Consider the following 17,867-nt stretch of genomic DNA (forward strand, 5'->3'; position numbering starts at 1 on the left):
CCGGTGACTGGTCAGCCCTTGCGGGCCTGCCTGATCAGTTCGGCGCAGCGTTCGCCGATCATCATGGTGGTGATATTCGGGTTTACGGTGACCTGTTCGGGCATCACCGAGGCGTCGGCCACGCGCAGCCCCTGCACGCCCTTGACCCGTAGTTCGGGGTCCAGCGGCGACATCTCGTCGTCGGCGGGCCCCATCCGGACACTGCCCACCGGGTGGTAGACCGTGTTGTGGGTGCGCCGGATGTAGTCGGCGATTTCCTCATCCGACTGGGCCTCCGTCCCCGGGTAGAGCTCACGCCCGGCCCATTCGGCCATGGCCGGCTGGGAGACGATCTCGCGGGCCTTGCGGATGCCGGCGATCATGACGCGCATGTCGTGACCTTCTGGGTCGGTGAAGTAGCGCGGGTCGACCTTGGGCTTATCCCGGAAGTCGGCGCTGCGCAGGCGCACGGTGCCGCGTGACTTCGCGTGGGTGACATTCGGTGTCAGGCAGAAGCCGTTCTCCGTGGTCGGGTAGCCCTGACGCAGGGTGTGCATATCGAAGGGCACCGAGCCGTAATGCATCATGAGGTCGGGGCGGTCCAGCCCTTCGGTGGTCTGCGTGAAGATCCCGATCTCCCACCACTGGGTCGACTCGGAAACCATCGGCTTCTTCGCTTCCCACTGGATGACCCCCTCGGGGTGGTCCTGCAGGTGTTCGCCCACACCGGGGGAATCCACGCGGACCTCCACCCGGTTCTGCTTCAGTTGCTCCGCCGGGCCGATGCCCGAGAGCATCAGCAGTTTGGGCGAATCGATGGCACCGGTGGAGACCACGACCTCTGCGCGTGCGTTGAGCTGGTAGGTCTTGCCGAACCCGTTGTCGACGACGGCCACACCGGTGCACCTGTTCTCCTCGTCGAAGGTCAACACCTTCGCGCGCAGCCCGGTCAGCAGGTGGAAGTTCTTCCGGTCGGCAATCGGGTGGATATAGGACACCGAGCTGGAGGAGCGGGTTCCATCGGCCCTGCGGTTGATCTGGAAAAAGTTCGCACCGTTGGTGACGGTTTCGTTGTTGTTGAACTTCGCCCGCGGGATGCCCGCCTGCTCGGCGGCGTCCAGTACTGCCACACCGCTGGGGTCCGCCGGGGGGACGTTCATCAGGTGGACGGGCCCGGAATCTCCGTGGTGCGGGGCGTCAGGCCCCGCGTCCTCGTTGGTCTCCAACTGTTTGTACAGCCGGAAGGCGGTCTCGGCGTTCCAGCCGGTGGCCCCGTACTTCGACTCCCATTCGTCCAGGTCCTCGCGCGGCGCCCAGAAGGCAATGCACGAGTTGTGGCTGGAGCAGCCGCCCATCACCTTGGCGCGGGCGTGGCGCATGAACGAGTTGCCGTTCTCCTGCTCCTCGATCGGGTAGTCCCAGTCGTAACCGGACTCAAGCAGTTCCATCCAGCGGTCCAGCTGCAGGATCTCGTCGATTCCCCGGTCATCGGGCCCGGCTTCGACCAGGGCCACCTCGAGGGAGGAATCCTCGCTGAGTCGTGCGGCGACCGCGGCGCCCGCGGATCCACCGCCGACGATGATGTAGTCGTAGGTCGAACCATCCAACGTCTCGAAATCAGTCATCTCAGTACTCTCCTTGCTCAAGATCGGGAACGGGTTAGGCGCGATCGGCGAACCAGCCGGTGACCTGCGGAGCCGTGTTCTGGTAGATGTGCTTGGCTTCCTGGTACTCGCCCAGGCCGGTCGGGCCGAGCTCACGGCCGACACCCGACTGGCCCATGCCGCCCCATTCTGCCTGCGGCAGGTAGGGGTGGAAGTCGTTGATCCAGATGGTTCCGTGACGCAGGCGTCCGGCCACCCGTTGGGCGCGTCCGGCATCCTGGGTCCACACGGCGCCGGCCAGACCATAGATCGTGTCGTTGGCGATGGCTACTGCCTCGTCCTCGGTGGAGAACGTCTCGACGGTGACCGTGGGGCCGAAGGCCTCGTCCGCGACGACCGACATGCCCCGGCTGACCTGGTCCAAAATGGTCGGCAGGTAGTAATGCCCGGCGCCCAGCCCGGCACCATCCTCCTCCGTGGCGGCACGGCCGCCGGTGCGCAGGCGGGCCCCCTCGGCGACCCCCTTCTTGACGTAGGCGTCGACCTTCTCCAGGTGGGCGGCGGAGATCAGCGGACCGGTTTCGGCGTTGTCGTCATAGGGGCCGCCGATGCGGATATCCTCGGCTCGGCGAACCAGTTGATCCACGAAGGCTTCGGCGATGGATTCGTGGACGACCAGCCGGGCCCCGGCGGAGCAGACCTGGCCGGAGTGCACGAACGCACCGTTGAGGGCATTGTCCACGGCGGCGTCGAAGTCGGCGTCGGCGAACACGATGTTGGGGTTCTTTCCGCCCAGTTCCAGCGCGACCTTCTTCACGGTCCCGGCGGCGCCTGCGGCAATCACCCGACCGGTGACCAGACCGCCGGTGAAGGAGACCATGTCGATGTCCGGGTGCGTCGACAGCGGAGCACCCGCGGTCGCTCCGGCACCGGTGACCAGGTTTGCGACGCCGTCGGGCAGTCCGAGCTCGGCGAAGACGTCCATGATCAGGATGGAGGTAGAGGGGGTCAGCTCGGCGGGCTTGAGCACGAACGAGCAGCCCGCGGCGATGGCCGGGGCCATCTTCCAGGCCGCCTGCAGCAGCGGGTAGTTCCACGGGGTGATCATCGCGCATACGCCCACCGGTTCGTAGGCGATCCGGGAGACGACCGTATTGTCCCCGGCGTCCACGACGCGTCCGGCATCCTGACCGGCCAGCCGGCCGAAGTACTCGAAGCAGTTGGTGATGTCATCCATGTCGATGCGCGATTCCAGGATCCGCTTGCCGGTGTCACCGGTTTCGGCGCGGGCGAATTCCTCCTTGCGCTCGCGCAGCCGTGCGGCGACCTTCAGCAGGAAGGCACCGCGTTCGGGGGCGGGCACCGAGGACCAGACTCCGGAATCGAAGGTGGCACGGGCGGCGGCGATCGCACGCTCGGTATCGGCAGCTGCCGCCTCGGAGGCAGTGGCCACGTGGGTGCCATCGGCCGGGCAGATGATATCGCGGGTTTCACCGGAGGCGGCCGCCTCCCATTGCCCGCCGATGAACAGCGTGTGCTGGTTGGGGTAGGGGGTCTGCGGGGTAGCGGTCATGGCTGCTCCTTCGGGTTGGGGGGTGCTTCGTCTTCGGTGGCGATGGAGGTGCCGAAGAAGGCGAACCGGTTGCTCGGCCTCCGGCACGGCTCTCGGAGCCGTTCACCGGAGGGCGGCACGGCATGTGGGTGCCGGGCAGATCCGACCGGTTTGCTCGAAGTCATATTCAGCACAGTAACAAGAAGGGGAGCCTGCGCGGAGTGCCCGCGCATGTTAGCACGGGATCTGGGTGAGCAAACGCACACCAGAACCCGGTGATCGCCGGCCCCGCAGCCTCTTGGCTCGTGCGTTGGCGTGACGGAGGATGGGGGCATGTGGTTCGGTTGGATTGAATTCGATGTGCTGCTTGGCGACGTTCACTCGCTGAAGGCCAAACGTGCCCTGGTCCGGCCCGTTCTGGCCGAGATGCGGCGGCGCTTTGAGGTGTCCGTCGCCGAAACGAGTCATCAGGACCTGCACCGCCGGGCCGGGTTGAGTGCCGGCGTCGTGGCAGCGGAGGCGGCCCACGTGATCGAGGTGCTCGACGCGGTCGAACGTTTGGTCGCCGACAGGCCCGAAATCGAGCTTCTCAGCGCTAGACGCCGGCTCCACTCCTCCGAGGACGAGTAGAGCCGGCTACGCCACGGTTCTATGTTCCGGAGGCGACGTCCTGCACGGCAGCGGCGACAGCAGGAGCCACCCGCGGGTCCAGCGGCGAGGGGACAATGTGCTCAGCGGCCAGATCCCCGGCGACCAGGTCGGCGATGGCTCGGGCCGCGGCGATCTTCATCTGCGCGGTGATCCGGCGCGCCGAAGCATCCAGGGCGCCGCGGAAGATCCCCGGGAAGGCCAACACGTTGTTGATCTGGTTCGGGAAGTCGCTGCGCCCGGTCGCGACGACCTCCGCATAACGGGCGGCGACCTCGGGCATGACCTCGGGATCCGGATTGGACAGCGCGAAGATGATGGCGCGCTCGTTCATGTTCGCCAGGTCCTCTTCGGGGACCTGCGAGGAGGAAACACCGATGAAGGCGTCAGCCCCGTCGAGGGCTTCGCGGATCCCGCCCATGATGGAGTCCCTGTTGGTCCTGGCCGCATATTTGGCCTTGATCGGGTTCAGGTCGTCGCGGTCGCGGTGGATCACGCCCTGCGAATCCACCAGCACCACGTCCCCGACACCGACGGTGAGAAGGATCTCGGTGATCGCGATACCGGCGGCCCCGGCGCCGGAAACGACCACCCGCAGCCCGGACAGCTCCTTATCGACCACCCGGACGGCATTGGTCAGCGCAGCCAGAACCACGACGGCCGTTCCATGCTGGTCATCGTGCATCACCGGGCAGTCCAAGGCCTCGATGAGACGCTCTTCCAATTCGAAGCAGCGCGGTGCCGAGACGTCTTCAAGGTTGACCGCCCCGAAGCTGGGACGAAGCCGGACGAGAGTCTCAATGATCTCGTCGACGTCGGTGGTTTCCAGCACCAAGGGAATGGAATTCAACCCACCGAATTCCTTGAAGAGTGCGCATTTGCCTTCCATCACGGGCAGGGACGCCGCGGCGCCGATGTTCCCGAGGCCCAACACCGAGGTGCCGTCGGAGACCACGGCCACCAGGCGTGAAGCCCAGGTGTAGGCGGCATGCTTGGCGGGGTCCTCGGCGATCGCCCGGGAGACCTGGGCGACACCGGGGGTATAGGCGATGGAAAGGGCCCGCGTGGAATCCAAGGCCATCGTGGACTCGACGGAAAGTTTCCCGCCTTCATGGGCGGCGAAAACCTCTTCGGTTCGCACGGGCGTCGCGGGGCCGGGGGTGGTTTCAGGGGTGGTCGTGGTGGACATGAGGATGCTCCTGGAGAAAGTCTGCCGATCGGGAAGCGGGCCTGGCGCGGATTCCGCGGACTGCACGTTTCCGGCGACCGGTTCGTCACGCGAAGGGCAGCCTGCCCTGCTCTGCGGAGGCCAGCCAGGGGTGGTGGCTCGCGGCGCTGGCGCAGTGGTCAGTACTTTCTTTAGACCGTTGTTCACCAGAGTAGGGCATCACCTGACCCATCCCCAGCATTCCGGTCGCGCTACCGCCCCTGAACCGGCGCGGAACCGGGCGCTGTCGCTCGACCCTGGGCGTCGATCTGACGCGCATTGGCCAGCACTGGTAGTTTGCTCCGGGCTTCTTCGACGTCGCCGGCTTCCACCTCGACGACCGTCAGGCGAGGGCCGGTTGGCCCGGAGGCCAAGGTGGCTCCCAACGGAGAGATGACACTGCTGTGTCCTACGCCCAAGGGGGTGCTGCCCGTGGCCGGTCGTCCACTGGCTGCGGGGTCCGCCTGATCGCAGGCGATCACGAACGTCGTCGTGTCCACGGCGCGGGCACGAACCAGGATGTCCCACTGTTCGGCCTTGCCGGGGCCGTCGCCCCACGAGGCGCACACGATGTTGACCACTGCCCCGGCCGCGGTGTTAGCCCGAAAAAGGTCGGGAAAACGCACGTCATAGCAGGTGGAAAGACCGAACCTGACGCCTTCGACCTCGAAGGTCGCGATCGAGTCACCGGCGGTCACCGCATCGGATTCGGCGAAACCGTAGGCGTCATAGAGATGGATCTTGTCGTAGCTGGTCTCCACCCCGGGCCCGGTGGCCAGCAGCGTATTGCGCACGCGGCCATTCTCGCCGGGGGTGAACATCCCGTGGACCGTGACGATCCCCAGTTCGGCCGAAAGCGAGCGGATCCGCTGGGCCCAGTCCCCGTCCAACGGTTGGGCCACTTCGGCTAGCGGGTTGCCGAAGGCGCACATGGTGGCTTCGGGAAAGACCACGACGGCGGCCCCGGCGTCCCGGGCACGGGTCGCCTGATCACGGACGACCTCGAAGTTGGCCTCGAGATCGGCGATGGAGTTGATTTGGGCCAAGGCGATTTTCAACGGCATGTCTTCGAGGTTGCCATACGGGGCCGATCCACCCAAGGCGTGAATCGGCAAGGCATGATGGTCCTATGCCACAGGAGACCACTGCCTTGACCAAAACCACCCAGCATGAGGCCTTATCGGCGTCCGACGCTTCCCGTTTGGCTCGGGCGCTGGGAGAGTCCGCCGACGCGACGGTTTTCGTCAACGGCACGGCACTGCGCCTGCCATCGACGGCCGCTGACGCCGTCCTGGATCTGCTGGGCCGGCTGGCCGCGGGGGAAGCCATTGTGCTCAGCACCGCCGAGCGGTGGCTGAACACCTCGCAGGCCGCCCGCTTGGCTGGGGTGTCCAACACCTATATGCGCAACCTCACCGACGCGGGAACCATCCCGGTGGAGTACCGGGGCAGTCACCGCAGGATCAAACCCGCCGATGTCGCCGCATGGGTATCCTCCCGGCAGACGGAAGCCCCGTCGTCAGAACCTCGTGGCGGCGAAGCTTCTCAGTAAACATCCTGCTGGTAACAACTGTTGCCTCATGGTGAACCCATGTTGCTACGATGTGAGGGTGAACACAGCAGAGAACCCCACCGCCCCGGACAGCGAAACGTTGCCCACCGAATCCGAGCTTGCCCTGGAGCGTGCGGAGGCCTCGTCCCGCCACGAAAGCCTGTTCTCCGAACGTGCCGCCAATATCAAGCAATCCGCCGTTCGGGACGTCTTCGACATCTCACTGCGCCCCGGCTTGGTCTCGCTGGCCGGAGGAAACCCCTATCTCTCCTCGCTTCCCTTGGAGAAGATCGGCCAGATGGCCCATCATCTGATCGCTCAGGAGGGGTTGACCGCCCTGCAATACGGTGGCGGCAAGGGAACGATCGAGCTGCGCCGGCATATCTGTGACGTGATGGCGGAAGAAGGCATCACCGACGCCGACCCCGAGAACATCGTGGTCACCACCGGCTCACAGTCAGCCCAGGACGTGGCCTGCAAAGTCTTTTGCGACCCCGGAGACGTCGTCCTGTGCGAGGATCCCACCTACGTCGGGGCATTGAATACCTTCGAGGCCCACCAGATTCAGGTGGAATCTGTTGCCATGGATGAGAACGGCCTGGTCCCGGACGCCCTCCGTGAACGAATCGCCGCGGTCACGGCCACCGGCAAGCGGATCAAGTTCCTGTACACGATCCCGAACTTCAACAACCCCTCGGGGATCTCGCTGGCCGCCGAACGCCGTCAGGAAGTCGTCGACATCTGCCGTGAGGCCAATATCCTGGTCCTCGAGGACAACCCCTACGGGCTGTTGAAGTTCGACGGCGAGCCCTACCCGACGTTGCGCGCGAACAACCCCGAAGACGTGATCTACATGGGTTCGTTCTCCAAGATTTTGGCCCCCGGCCTGCGTATCGGCTGGGCCCTGCTGCCCGAACACCTGACCCGCAGGTTCTACCTGGCTAGCGAGGCAGTGGTCCTGTGCCCACCAACCCTGAACCAGATGCTGATCACCAGCTACCTCGACGGACATGACTGGCGCGCCCAGATTTCCGCCTACCGTGGCCTGTATGCCGAGCGCTGCACCGCAATGCTCTCTGCCCTCGAGGAGCTCATGCCGGCCGGGGTGCACTGGACGACGCCGACCGGAGGCTTCTTCATCTGGGTCACCCTCCCGGAGGGGATCGACACCTACCCGTTGCTGGCCGAGGCCATCGATGATGGTGTCGTCTTCATTCCCGGGGCGGCCTTCACCCCCGGGGACGAGCCGAACAACCGGCTGCGCCTGGCCTTTAGCGCCATCGACCCGGAGAAGATCCACGAGGGCATCAAGCGTCTGGCAGTGGTGTTGAAGCGCGCCATCGACGCCGCCTGATCACTGCCGGACGTCGACCTGCTCGTGGAACCACGGCCGGATATCGAGGGTGATGCGGTTCCGGGCGCCCTGAGGGCCCGTCTCTCCGTCCAGGTCGTAGGCCTCGTCGCCGGCCCAGGCCACAATGGGGCTACCCTCGTCGTTGCGGGCACCCACACTTTTGAATACTGCCGGCTCGGCGGCCCGAGCTGCGGCCATCGCCTCTGCCGCGGTGCGGTGATCGGTCAGCCAGCTCAGGGTCATCCACGTGGGCGGGACCAGTTCCATGGCCCCGCGGGCGTGCCGCTCGAGTGCCTCGGCGGGAGTCAGCCACGCGTGATCGACATGCTCGTCGGGACTGAGCCGAAGCCGCTGTGAAGCAGCTAGCTCCACCGTCGCGAGGAAGAACCAGGTGAGCAGTCGTTTCGGAACGCTGGGCGGCGGTGCCCAGACGGACAGTGGGGCCAGGTCTTGTTCGTTGATGACCACCCCGGTCTCCTCCCACGTTTCACGTACACCAGCCTGCCGGGCGGCACCGAGGAGCGGCTCCACGGAATCCTGCGGGACTTCATCCCGATCCTCCGGGTCGACGTGACCTCCGGGAAAAACCCAGGCCCCGGCAAAGGAGCCACGATGGGAGGGCCGTTCCAGCAGGAGGACCTCCAGCCCGCGGGGCGCATCGCGCAACAGGACGACGGTCGCCGCATCGCCGTGCAGGGCGGGCTCCTCAGGGGATTCAGGCATGATCTGCTTCCCTTCCACCATCAGGTGTGTTCCGGGTCGGGGCCTGATAGGAGATGCCGCGGGACTCCAGTTCCTGCATCTGGAAGACCAGCCAGGGGCTGAAGGCCCAGGGGGTGGCGCGGACCGCGGCCACCAGATCCTGTGGGGCCACCCAATGGTGTTCGGAAACTTCGCTGGGACGGGGATCGGGGTTGGAGGCCGCCCGGGCGAAATACACCGGGCAGAACTCGTTTTCGACCACTCCCGAGGCGTCCACGGCACGGTAGGCAAAGTCAGGAATGACCATCTGAACCACGTCCAGCTCCATCCCGAGTTCGAACTCGGCACGACGGTGGACGGCATCCTGCCGGGGTTCGCCCGGTCCCGGGTGCCCGCAAACCGAGTTCGTCCACACTCCCGGCCAGGCCTTCTTCGCCAGGGACCGGCGCGTGACCAGGACGCGCCCTTCGGCGTCAAAGACATGGCAGGAGAACGCCAGATGCAGCGGCGTCGTCCTCGTATGCACCTCAGCCTTATCGGCGCTGCCGACCTCCTGGTGGTCGGCATCTAGCAGCACCACGCTTTCGATGGCGCCTGGTGTCTGCGTCCGAGTGCTCACGTTGGGTTCCTCTCCAATTGTCCTGGGACACGTTCCGACATCCCGAGCGGGGTGCGGCTAGTCGAGCAGTAGTGCCGGTTCTTCCATGATCGCGGCGACATCGGCCAGGAAGCTTGCGGACAGGGCCCCATCGACGACCCGATGGTCGAAGCTGCCACCCAAGGTGGTGATCCAGCGGGGGACGACTTCCCCATCGACCACCCACGGCTTCTGCCGGATGGTGCCGAAGGCGATGATGGCGACTTCGCCGGGATTGATGATCGGAGTTCCGGTATCGACGCCGAGGACCCCGATGTTGGTGACCGTCAGCGTTCCGCCGCGCATGTCCTCGGGACGGGTCTTGCCCTCCCGCGCGGTGGAGGTCAGGTCGTTCAGGGCCAGCGCCAATTCCTTCAGGCTCAGATCCTGCGCGTCCTTGAGGTTCGGAACCATCAGTCCCCGCGGGGTCGCGGCGGCAATACCGAGGTTCATGAAGTGCTTGACATGGATTTCGGCGCCCTGCTCGGTGTCCACCCAGCTGGCGTTGACCCCGGGGTTCCGTTCCGCTGCCCAGATCACCGCCTTGGCCAGGACCAGCAGCGGAGAGACCTTGATGCCTTCGAAGTCACGGGACTTCTTCAGTCGCTGGGTGAACTCCATCGTCCGGGTGGCGTCGACGTCGACGAAGATACTCGCATGCGGGGCGGTGGACGCGGATTCCACCATGGCCTTGGCGGTGGCCTTGCGGACCCCTCGCACCGATTCGCGGGTCACCCGCTCCGAGGCGGCTCCACTGGGTGGACGGTAGGAGGTCAGGTCCTCGCGGGTGATCTGCCCCTGCCCTCCGGTGCCGCGGACCTCGGAGAGGTCGATGCCCATATCCTTGGCGATCTTCCGCACCGGCGGCTTGGCGAGCACCCGATCCTGAACCTGTGTTTCCTTCGGCTTGGCCGGTGTTGCCGTGGCCGGGGCCTCCGGTACCTCGGTTGCAGACTGTGTCGCGGAGGTGCCCGGGCGGCTGCGGGGGCGCCGCCGAACCGGATCCGCCTTCGGGCCCGATCCCACCAGCGGGCCGGGGGCCTGTTGGTCTGCGGGCTCTTCGGCCGGGTCCTCCACCGGTGGTGCGGCAGCGGTTGTGGGCGCCGGGGTCGCCTCCGGTACGGGCGTTGCCGGCGCACTCCTCGGCTGCCCGGCTTCGTCGACGGAGAACAACGGTTGGCCGACCTCGACGACCTGACCTTCTGCAGCGTGCAGCTCCGTCACCACCCCGGCATAGGGGCTGGGCAGTTCGACCAAGGATTTGGCGGTTTCGATCTCGACGAAGATCTGGTTGACCGCCACGGTGTCACCGGCTTTGACCTTCCAGGAGGCGATATCGGCCTCGGTCAGTCCTTCGCCGACATCCGGCAGGTTGAAGGTACTCATGGGTTGCTCCTTGGGCGCATGCTGTTCGGTGTGCCGGGCATCTAGTACTCGAACGAACGATCCACGGCATCGAGCAGCTTGTCGATATCCGGTAGGTATTGGTCCTCGACCTTGGCCACAGGGTAGGGCATGTGGAAGCCTCCCACCCTGATCACCGGCGCCTCAAGGGAGAGGAAGGCCCGCTCGGAGACGCGGGCGGCGATCTCGCCGCCGATGCCGCCGAAGGTCGGGGCCTCATGGGTGACGATCAGTCGGCCGGTCTTGCGGACGGAATCGGTGATGGTGTCGAAGTCGATCGGGCTGATCGAGCGCAGGTCGATGACCTCGATGCTGCGCCCGTCTTCCGTTGCGGCTTCGGCCGCGGCCAGGGCCACCGGAACCAGGGGTCCGTAGGTGACGATCGTGGCGTCGGAGCCCTCACGGATCACCTGGGCGCTGAAGGCATCCTGGGCCGGGTTCTCCGTGTCGACGTCGCCCTTGAGCCAGTAACGGCGCTTGGGTTCGAAGAAGATCACCGGGTCCTGGCAGGCGGCCGCCTGTTGGATCATCCAGTAGGCGTCATTGGGGTTCGACGGGGTGATGATGCGCAGGCCCGCCGTATGAGCAAAGAGGGCTTCGGGCGATTCCGAATGGTGTTCGATGGAGCCGATGCCACCACCGTAGGGGATGCGCACCACCACGGGGGCTCCGAAGCGGCCTTCCGACCTGGCCCGCATCTTCGCCAGCTGGGTGGTGATCTGGTTGAAGCCAGGGAAGACGAAGCCGTCGAATTGGATCTCGGCGATCGGCTGATAGCCACGCAGGCTCATGCCGATCGAGGTACCGATGATGCCGGATTCGGCCAGCGGCGAGTCGACCACGCGGTCGGTCCCGAAGTCAGCCATGAGGCCTTCGGTGACCCGGTATACGCCGCCGAGTCGACCAATGTCTTCACCGATCAGTAGTGATTTCGGATGCTCCTGAAGGACGCGTCGCAGACCGGAGGAAAGGGCCTTGGCCATGGTCATCCTGGTCACCGGTCACCTCCCATCTCAGGGGTTTCGCTCGGTTCAGCATCGCTGAACCCTGCCTCGTAGCGACGATGGAATTCCAGTTCCTCGCGGATCAGCGGGTGCGCCTCCGCATAAACGTTGGCGAAGGACTGCGCCAGCGTCGGATCCGGGAAGGCCATGGCCTCACGCCGGACCCGGGCAGCCATCTCATCTCCGTCGGCGGACAGTTGGGTGAAGAAGTCATCGTCGACGAGTTCGGCGGCGCGCAGGTACTTCTCCAGTCGCGTGAGCGGGTCCTTCCGGTCCCAGGACTCTTCTTCCTCGGTCGTCCTGTATTTCGTCGGGTCATCCGCCGTGGTGTGGGCGCTGCGCCGATAAGTCTGCGCTTCGATCAGTACGGGTCCGGCGCCACCACGGGCGTGCTCGAGCGCCCACCGGGTGACGGCATAGACGGCCAGAATATCGTTGCCGTCGACGCGAATGCCCGGGAACCCATAACCGGCGGCACGGTCGGCCAACGGCACCCTGGACTGGACCTCGAAGGGCACCGAGATGGCCCACTGGTTGTTCTGGCAGAAGAACACGACCGGGGACTGGTTGCTCGCGGCGAAGACCATCGATTCGTGGGTATCTCCCTCGGAAGAGGAGCCGTCACCGAAGTAGGCGACGACGGCGGTCCCCTCTTGGGCCAGCCGTTCCTCGTCCCAGTCGGTCTGGTCACGCTGGATACCCATCGCATATCCCACGGCATGCGGCATCTGCGCTGCCAAAACCATGGTGTACATGTGGAAGTTGTTCTCCCGTGGATCCCATCCACCGTTGGAGATGCCCCGGAAGACGCGCAGCATTTGCGGGAAATCGACATCCCGCGTCAGCGCCACACCGTGTTCCCGGTACGTCGGAAAGATGTAGTCGCGCGCCTCGGTGGCCCTGCCGGAACCGATCTGCGCCGCTTCCTGGCCGCGCAGTGGCACCCAGAGAGCCAGCTGACCCTGCCGCTGCAAGGCGGTGGCTTCTTCGTCGAATCGACGGGTGAGCACCATATCGCGGTAGAAGTCACGGAGTTGATCCGCATCCACCTTCGTCAGATAGGGCGAATACTCGCTATCGGTGACGAGTTCTCCATCCGGCGTCAGCAACTGGACCATATCCGTTGCCGCGGCCGCCTGGGCGGTTGAGGTCATGCGCGTGGGTACCCTTCACTTAGAAATATGCCCCCTGCGGCATGGATTCCGCAGGAGGCATATAACGGAAATACCCCTCCAGCCTACTGGGCTGCGGCCCCGGGACCGGAACTGGCTACCGGCTAGGAAACGGCGGGTCGTTTTGGATAGTTGCTACAAACCTCGAGGAACCGCGTATTGGCTTCCTCCTCGCCGATGCTGACCCTGAGACCCTCGTTACCGAACGCACGAACGGATAGCGCCTGTTCATCGGCGATCCGGGCAAAGTCGGGGGTATCGGCACCGAAATTGAGCCAGATGAAGTTGCCCTGAGCATCCGGGACCTCCCAGCCGATGGCCCGCAGCCCCTCCACCACGCGGGTTCGTTCGTCGACGAGGCGTTGTACCCTTTCGACAACTTGGTCGATGTTCTCGATCGAGGCGACAGCAGCCTTTTCGGCCAGGCTGGACACGGCGAACGGGGTGGCAATGACCCGCAGGTACTGCGTGATGGACGGATGCGAGATGGAGTAACCGACGCGCAGGTTGGCCAGCGAGTGGGCCTTCGAGAAGGTTCTCAGGACCACGACGTTCGGGTACTTCCGGTACATCTCGATGCCGTCGACGGCATCCTCGAGACGAACAAACTCGTTATAGGCCTCGTCGATGACGATCAGCACGTTCGCCGGGACCGAGTTGATGAACTTCTCCACCTCGGCGGTCGTCAGGGCGGGTCCTGTCGGGTTGTTGGGGGTGCACAGCAACACGACGGAGGTCTGCGCGTTCACGGCGGCCGCCATGGCGTCGAGGTCATGCCGCCCGTCAGGCAGGTTCGGGATCTCCACGGCATCCGCACCGGTGGTCTGCACGACGATCGGGTAGGCCTCGAAGGACCGCCAGGCATAAATGACCTCGTCGGCGACGTCATCGTCATTCTGGCCGGCAAAGGTCTGCAGGATCTGGGTCAAGGCACCGAGGCTGCCGGCGCCGGTGACGATGTCCTCGGCGGGAACGTCGAGGTATCCGGCGAGGGACTCACGCAGCTTCGTTGCCAGCGGGTCAGGGTACCTGTTGTAGTCCACCCCCTCGCGGATGGCGTCCATGACTGCCGGCACGGGAGGCAGCGGGTTCTCGTTGGAGGACATTTTGTAGGAGGTCAGACCGGCAACCGCGGTCGGAGGCTTGCCCGCGGCATACTTCGGAAGCAGGTCCAGCACCGGACGCGGTTGCACCTTGACGGGGGTGGCGGGGTTCTTATTGCTCATGTCTCTACCCTAGCGTCGCCATGGCGTTCCCCGTCGCCTGCACCCGGCATGGCTCGCCGATCCATCGAGTCCACAACACGGGCCCTGCGTGCGGGGGTGTGGAAGGATGGCAGGATGCTGCGCTTCATCGTCAGAGTCATCGTCAATGCCTTGGCCCTCGCTGCCGCCGCCTGGTTGCTTCCGGGGATCTCCGTCGGCTCCTCGGCCGCCGCCCAGGCCACGGGAAATGACAGTTTGGGCACCGTAGTGGCTTACCTGTTCATCGGGTTGATCTTCGGGATCGTCAACGCGGTGGTCCGACCGATCATCAGCTTCCTCTCGATACCCATCACCTGTTTGACCTTGGGATTGTTCGCGATCGTCATCAACGCGGCCATGCTGCTGCTCACGTCTTGGTTGAGCAGCTACACCCCCATCGGCCTGCACGTGGACTCGTTCTTCTGGGATGCGGTTCTGGGGGCGATCATCATCAGCATCGTCTCGGCGTTGATTGGTTGGGTCGTCCCGGACCGCCACGAACGCTAGGGACCCACGCCGCACCTAATGCGGCGGGGTGCTGTCCAATGCCCGATGCCCGGGGCGCCGAGGCGAGCGTCGCACCGGTTTGATCCGAGCCTTGCGTGGCCCGGTGGACGGCTCGCGCCGGAGTTTGACGGTGGTCACGGTGGCCGTGCCGGCGCCGGCGAACACTGCCCCTAAAGTAGTACGGGCTTCCACGACGCCCGGGTCATCGCTGGTGGCCAGTTCGCCGGAAAGCTGCGTGTAGTTGCCTAATTGGTGGGCTGCCCCGAACCCGCCGGCCTCCAGGTCGGTATCCGGGGCATAGCCGTCGAAGTGCACGGTGACCTGGTTGCTGGTCTCGGGGTTCGGCCTGCCATCCAGGCCAGGCACCATGTCATCGACATGCTCCAGATGCAGGCCGCGGGTGGCGTCAGGCAGGGCCGTGCTGCCGACGGGAGAGCCAGTGGTGACGACGTATTCGACGTCGTACCGGGCGGCAAGGTTCTCATCGACGGCCAGGTTCGCCGCATGGATTCCTCCTTGGCTGTATCCGGTGATGACCAGCCGTTCCCCCGGGTGCGCCCCTGCCGATTCCAGCGCCTCGGTCGCCGCTTGGGCCACATAGCTACTGCCCATCCCGGCCCCCTCGACGATGCCTGATTCGTCAAAGGGGTTCCTCGAGGCCCAAAACCTTCCCTCCCGCGCCGGCTGGGTTCCCGGGATCGTCAGGACATGAACGGGCCCGCGTACCGTCTGCGTCGTGGTGACCAGGACCGCCCCCTCACCCGATACCTGGGCTTCCGCCCGCCGTTGGAGTTCCATCAGGTCTGGCAAAGTACCGCCGAAGGTCTCCGGTTCCGCCGTTGAGACGGCTCCGACATGAATCGCCCGCACGTTGAAGATCGATCGCACGGCGGCGAGGCCGGAGAGCCCGGTGGCCGCCCGGTCCGCCACACTGCTGCCAAAGGGACCCCCATGATTCCGGTCCCCCAGCAGGCGGGCGGCCATCGAGGACGCGGCCGCCACCGCGGGATTCGAGGAGGGGTAACCGCCCAGCAATAACCAGGAGAGTCCGTAGCCGGGGGCCACATTGATCAGGTCCTCGGTGGCCTGGGCATCGGGATGACCATGATTGGAGACGAACCGGTTCTGCACAGTGGCCGGCAGTAGGGCGGACCGTCGCTGATAGGCCTGCAGGACAGCCCGACGCTCGGCTTGCTCATAGCTCGCCCGGCTGGCTTCGAGACCGGATCGGCACTCTGCCAAGGTGTCCCCCACCTCGATCGCCAGCTGGTTCCCGGAACGCAGATGCCCCCCGGCCGCGGAGGGGACCACCCGCCCCGTTGCGGTGATCGACGGACCGGCGTCTGCCAGCGCGGTGGTGATCAGCATCCTGACAGCGATCAACCGTTCACCCGCGCGGGCCAGCAATGCTGCGGCACGTTCGAATTCATCGAGCTGGAAGTCGACGCTCGGTGACCCTCCCGAGCTGACATGACTCATAAGGCGTCCTCCAGGGCCGACATCCGTTCGCTCTCGAAGGCGACCAGGGCCCTTTCGAGTTCGCGCGGTAGTGCGTCGAGGTGACCCAGGCACGCCTCAAGCCTGCGGCGATACGCCATCCCCGCCGGAGACCTCCAGTCCACGTTCAGGGCGGCCAACAGTTGGCCCCTGGCTTCGGAAGCCTCCCCCAGGGCAAGACGTGTCCTGGCTTCCATCACCTCACGGTTCACCAGTCCCCCTCCGCCTTCGGGCCCCGATGGGACCTCCGCTCCATTGCGGATACCCCCAACGCTAGGAGAACCCTCAGCGGAACACAGGCCCCGCCGTCGTCGTTGTGGATATCGGGCACCCACCCCGCACCGGGGGAGCCTGCAGTGCTCGCTGAGGCGCAGCTCATGAAACAATGGGCACCATGGCTGAATCCGCGCGCACATCCCTTGCATCCGAACCGCTGGCCCTCGGTGCCCTCGACGGCCGGTACCGTCCGGCAGTGGCCCCCTTGGTCGACCACCTTTCCGAGGCGGCCCTGAACCGAAACCGGGTCCACGTCGAGGTCGAATGGCTGATCCACCTCACCTCGCGGTCCGCACTTCCGGGCACGTCACCGCTGAGCTCCGATCACATCGCTGCCTTGCGGCGGATTGTCACCGATTTCAACATCGACTCGGTCTCCGAACTCGCCGAGATCGAGGCCATCACCGTCCACGACGTCAAGGCCGTGGAGTACTACATCAACCGCCGCCTGCCGGGGATCGGCATCGAGGAACTGACCCCGCTGGTCCACTTCGGTTGCACCAGCGAGGACATCAACAACCTCTCCTACGCGGTCGGGGTGAAGGATGCCGTCACGAAGGTCTGGCTCCCCGCGGCCCGGGCCCTGGTGGAGCAGATCAGTACCATGGCCGAGACAACGCGCGCCGTGCCGATGCTTTCGCGCACCCACGGGCAGCCGGCCACCCCGACGACGCTGGGCAAGGAACTCGCTGTCACGGCCTGGCGGCTGGCCCGTCAACTGGACCGGATCGAACGCACCGAATATCTGGGCAAGATCAACGGCGCCACCGGCACCTACGCCGCGCACTACGCCTCGGTCCCCGACACCGACTGGCAGGACATCTCCCGCACGTTCGTCGAGGGCCTCGACTTGGACTGGAACCCGCTGACCACCCAGATTGAATCCCACGACTGGCAGGCCGAGCTCTACGCCGACGTCGCCCGTTACAACCGGATTCTGCACAACTTCTGCACCGACGTGTGGAGCTACATCTCCATCGGCTACTTCGCCCAGGTCCCTGTGGCCGGAGCCACCGGCTCCTCCACGATGCCGCATAAGGTCAACCCGATCCGCTTCGAGAACGCCGAAGCCAATTTGGAGATCTCCAACGGCCTGCTGGACACCCTGGGTTCGACCCTGGTGACCAGCCGGTGGCAGCGCGACCTCACCGACTCTTCCTCGCAGCGCAATATCGGCACCGCTTTCGGCCACTCGTTGCTGTCCATCTCCAATGTGGCCAAGGGCCTGGAACGCCTCGACGTGGCCGAGGAGGTCCTGGCGGACGATCTGGAACACAACTGGGAGGTCCTGGGCGAAGCAATCCAGATGGTCATGCGTGCCGAGGCCATCGCCGGGGTACCCGGGATGGAAAACCCGTACGAGCGACTCAAGGAGCTCACCCGTGGACACCGGGTGGACGCGACCCGGATGAAGGAATTCGTGTCGGGTCTGGGTTTGAGCGAACAAGCTGCGGATCGCCTGAAGGAGCTGACCCCGGGCACCTATAACGGGATTGCCGCCGAACTGGTGGACCACCTGGATCGGTAG

Annotated in this window: 17 protein-coding genes; 5 read left to right on the top strand and 12 right to left on the bottom strand. The window is 65.5% G+C overall.

All coding sequences use genetic code 11. The annotated features are described in order from the left end of the window. Window positions 1-11: 11 nt before the first annotated feature. Both CIK75_RS13815 and CIK75_RS13820 read right to left on the bottom strand, forming a co-directional pair. Window positions 12-1,604 (bottom strand): GMC oxidoreductase, encoded by a 1,593-nt coding sequence (locus CIK75_RS13815; RefSeq protein WP_086996575.1) that lies wholly within the window; start codon window positions 1,602-1,604, stop codon window positions 12-14. 34 nt (window positions 1,605-1,638) lie between these two features. Continuing rightward, window positions 1,639-3,156, bottom strand: a complete 1,518-nt coding sequence (locus tag CIK75_RS13820) for an aldehyde dehydrogenase family protein (protein WP_086996578.1) — start codon at window positions 3,154-3,156, stop codon at window positions 1,639-1,641. 312 nt (window positions 3,157-3,468) lie between these two features. Here CIK75_RS13820 and CIK75_RS13825 point away from each other — a divergent pair, with 312 nt between their 5' ends. Next, complete coding sequence (locus CIK75_RS13825) at window positions 3,469-3,765, top strand: DUF503 domain-containing protein (RefSeq protein ID WP_096224483.1); 297 nt, start codon at window positions 3,469-3,471, stop codon at window positions 3,763-3,765. 19 nt (window positions 3,766-3,784) lie between these two features. Here the strand turns inward: CIK75_RS13825 and CIK75_RS13830 are convergent, their stop codons facing one another. Together CIK75_RS13830 and CIK75_RS13835 are read right to left on the bottom strand one after the other, a co-directional pair. Beyond that, a complete protein-coding gene (locus CIK75_RS13830) occupies window positions 3,785-4,972 on the bottom strand; it encodes an NADP-dependent malic enzyme (protein ID WP_086996585.1) in 1,188 nt (395 codons plus the stop codon). 230 nt (window positions 4,973-5,202) lie between these two features. Further along, window positions 5,203-6,048 (bottom strand): carbon-nitrogen hydrolase family protein, encoded by an 846-nt coding sequence (locus CIK75_RS13835; protein ID WP_096224553.1) that lies wholly within the window; start codon window positions 6,046-6,048, stop codon window positions 5,203-5,205. A 71-nt stretch (window positions 6,049-6,119) separates the two neighbouring features. Between CIK75_RS13835 and CIK75_RS13840 the strand changes: the two genes are divergently transcribed. Continuing rightward, the gene (locus CIK75_RS13840) at window positions 6,120-6,542 is read left to right on the top strand and encodes a helix-turn-helix domain-containing protein (RefSeq protein ID WP_096224484.1); all 423 of its coding nucleotides are present in this window, start codon (window positions 6,120-6,122) and stop codon (window positions 6,540-6,542) included. A gap of 58 nt (window positions 6,543-6,600) precedes the next feature. Further along, window positions 6,601-7,896 (top strand): PLP-dependent aminotransferase family protein, encoded by a 1,296-nt coding sequence (locus tag CIK75_RS13845; RefSeq protein WP_241895463.1) that lies wholly within the window; start codon window positions 6,601-6,603, stop codon window positions 7,894-7,896. Here CIK75_RS13845 and CIK75_RS13850 read toward each other — a convergent pair whose 3' ends face one another. From CIK75_RS13850 to CIK75_RS13875, 6 genes are all read right to left on the bottom strand, one after another. Further along, window positions 7,897-8,619, bottom strand: coding sequence for an NUDIX domain-containing protein (locus tag CIK75_RS13850; RefSeq protein WP_158225975.1), 723 nt, complete (start codon window positions 8,617-8,619; stop codon window positions 7,897-7,899). Beyond that, window positions 8,612-9,217, bottom strand: a complete 606-nt coding sequence (gene idi / locus CIK75_RS13855) for an isopentenyl-diphosphate Delta-isomerase (protein WP_241895464.1) — start codon at window positions 9,215-9,217, stop codon at window positions 8,612-8,614. The genes CIK75_RS13850 and idi overlap by 8 nt, the downstream gene beginning before the upstream one ends. A gap of 57 nt (window positions 9,218-9,274) precedes the next feature. Beyond that, a complete protein-coding gene (locus tag CIK75_RS13860; RefSeq protein WP_096224487.1) occupies window positions 9,275-10,621 on the bottom strand; it encodes a dihydrolipoamide acetyltransferase family protein in 1,347 nt (448 codons plus the stop codon). A 41-nt stretch (window positions 10,622-10,662) separates the two neighbouring features. Continuing rightward, window positions 10,663-11,637: a transketolase C-terminal domain-containing protein gene (locus CIK75_RS13865; RefSeq protein ID WP_096224488.1), complete on the bottom strand. Its 975-nt coding sequence runs from the start codon at window positions 11,635-11,637 to the stop codon at window positions 10,663-10,665. Continuing rightward, window positions 11,634-12,797, bottom strand: coding sequence for a pyruvate dehydrogenase (acetyl-transferring) E1 component subunit alpha (gene pdhA, locus CIK75_RS13870; RefSeq protein ID WP_241895465.1), 1,164 nt, complete (start codon window positions 12,795-12,797; stop codon window positions 11,634-11,636). The genes CIK75_RS13865 and pdhA overlap by 4 nt, the downstream gene beginning before the upstream one ends. A 122-nt stretch (window positions 12,798-12,919) precedes the next feature. Then, a complete protein-coding gene (locus CIK75_RS13875; protein WP_096224489.1) occupies window positions 12,920-14,041 on the bottom strand; it encodes a histidinol-phosphate transaminase in 1,122 nt (373 codons plus the stop codon). A gap of 114 nt (window positions 14,042-14,155) precedes the next feature. On the opposite strand from CIK75_RS13875, the gene CIK75_RS13880 reads away from it, so the two are divergent. Continuing rightward, the gene (locus tag CIK75_RS13880) at window positions 14,156-14,566 is read left to right on the top strand and encodes a phage holin family protein (protein WP_086996605.1); all 411 of its coding nucleotides are present in this window, start codon (window positions 14,156-14,158) and stop codon (window positions 14,564-14,566) included. Window positions 14,567-14,581: 15 nt separating this feature from the next. On the opposite strand, the gene CIK75_RS13885 is transcribed toward CIK75_RS13880, so the two are convergent. Further along, on the bottom strand, window positions 14,582-16,045 hold the full coding sequence (locus tag CIK75_RS13885) for a hypothetical protein (protein WP_096224490.1): 1,464 nt from the start codon (window positions 16,043-16,045) through the stop codon (window positions 14,582-14,584). Next, window positions 16,042-16,260: a hypothetical protein gene (locus tag CIK75_RS13890; RefSeq protein ID WP_143413353.1), complete on the bottom strand. Its 219-nt coding sequence runs from the start codon at window positions 16,258-16,260 to the stop codon at window positions 16,042-16,044. The genes CIK75_RS13885 and CIK75_RS13890 overlap by 4 nt, the downstream gene beginning before the upstream one ends. Before the next feature lie 197 nt (window positions 16,261-16,457). On the opposite strand from CIK75_RS13890, the gene purB reads away from it, so the two are divergent. Next, window positions 16,458-17,867, top strand: coding sequence for an adenylosuccinate lyase (gene purB, locus CIK75_RS13895; RefSeq protein ID WP_096224556.1), 1,410 nt, complete (start codon window positions 16,458-16,460; stop codon window positions 17,865-17,867).

The organism is Glutamicibacter sp. BW78, from assembly GCF_002332245.1.
Lineage (GTDB): Bacteria > Actinomycetota > Actinomycetes > Actinomycetales > Micrococcaceae > Arthrobacter_H > Arthrobacter_H rhombi_A.

What these genes read in the sequence shown, in the direction of transcription:
- CIK75_RS13840 (WP_096224484.1), top strand. Translation starts at nt 6,120, where the DNA reads ATGCCACAGGAGACCACTGCCTTGACCAAAACCACCCAGCATGAGGCC.
- CIK75_RS13820 (WP_086996578.1), bottom strand. Translation starts at nt 3,156, where the DNA reads ATGACCGCTACCCCGCAGACCCCCTACCCCAACCAGCACACGCTGTTC.
- CIK75_RS13860 (WP_096224487.1), bottom strand. Translation starts at nt 10,621, where the DNA reads ATGAGTACCTTCAACCTGCCGGATGTCGGCGAAGGACTGACCGAGGCC.
- CIK75_RS13875 (WP_096224489.1), bottom strand. Translation starts at nt 14,041, where the DNA reads ATGAGCAATAAGAACCCCGCCACCCCCGTCAAGGTGCAACCGCGTCCG.
- CIK75_RS13830 (WP_086996585.1), bottom strand. Translation starts at nt 4,972, where the DNA reads ATGTCCACCACGACCACCCCTGAAACCACCCCCGGCCCCGCGACGCCC.
- CIK75_RS13890 (WP_143413353.1), bottom strand. Translation starts at nt 16,260, where the DNA reads ATGGAAGCCAGGACACGTCTTGCCCTGGGGGAGGCTTCCGAAGCCAGG.
- pdhA (WP_241895465.1), bottom strand. Translation starts at nt 12,797, where the DNA reads ATGACCTCAACCGCCCAGGCGGCCGCGGCAACGGATATGGTCCAGTTG.
- CIK75_RS13885 (WP_096224490.1), bottom strand. Translation starts at nt 16,045, where the DNA reads ATGAGTCATGTCAGCTCGGGAGGGTCACCGAGCGTCGACTTCCAGCTC.
- CIK75_RS13880 (WP_086996605.1), top strand. Translation starts at nt 14,156, where the DNA reads ATGCTGCGCTTCATCGTCAGAGTCATCGTCAATGCCTTGGCCCTCGCT.
- CIK75_RS13850 (WP_158225975.1), bottom strand. Translation starts at nt 8,619, where the DNA reads ATGCCTGAATCCCCTGAGGAGCCCGCCCTGCACGGCGATGCGGCGACC.
- purB (WP_096224556.1), top strand. Translation starts at nt 16,458, where the DNA reads ATGGCTGAATCCGCGCGCACATCCCTTGCATCCGAACCGCTGGCCCTC.
- CIK75_RS13825 (WP_096224483.1), top strand. Translation starts at nt 3,469, where the DNA reads ATGTGGTTCGGTTGGATTGAATTCGATGTGCTGCTTGGCGACGTTCAC.
- CIK75_RS13815 (WP_086996575.1), bottom strand. Translation starts at nt 1,604, where the DNA reads ATGACTGATTTCGAGACGTTGGATGGTTCGACCTACGACTACATCATC.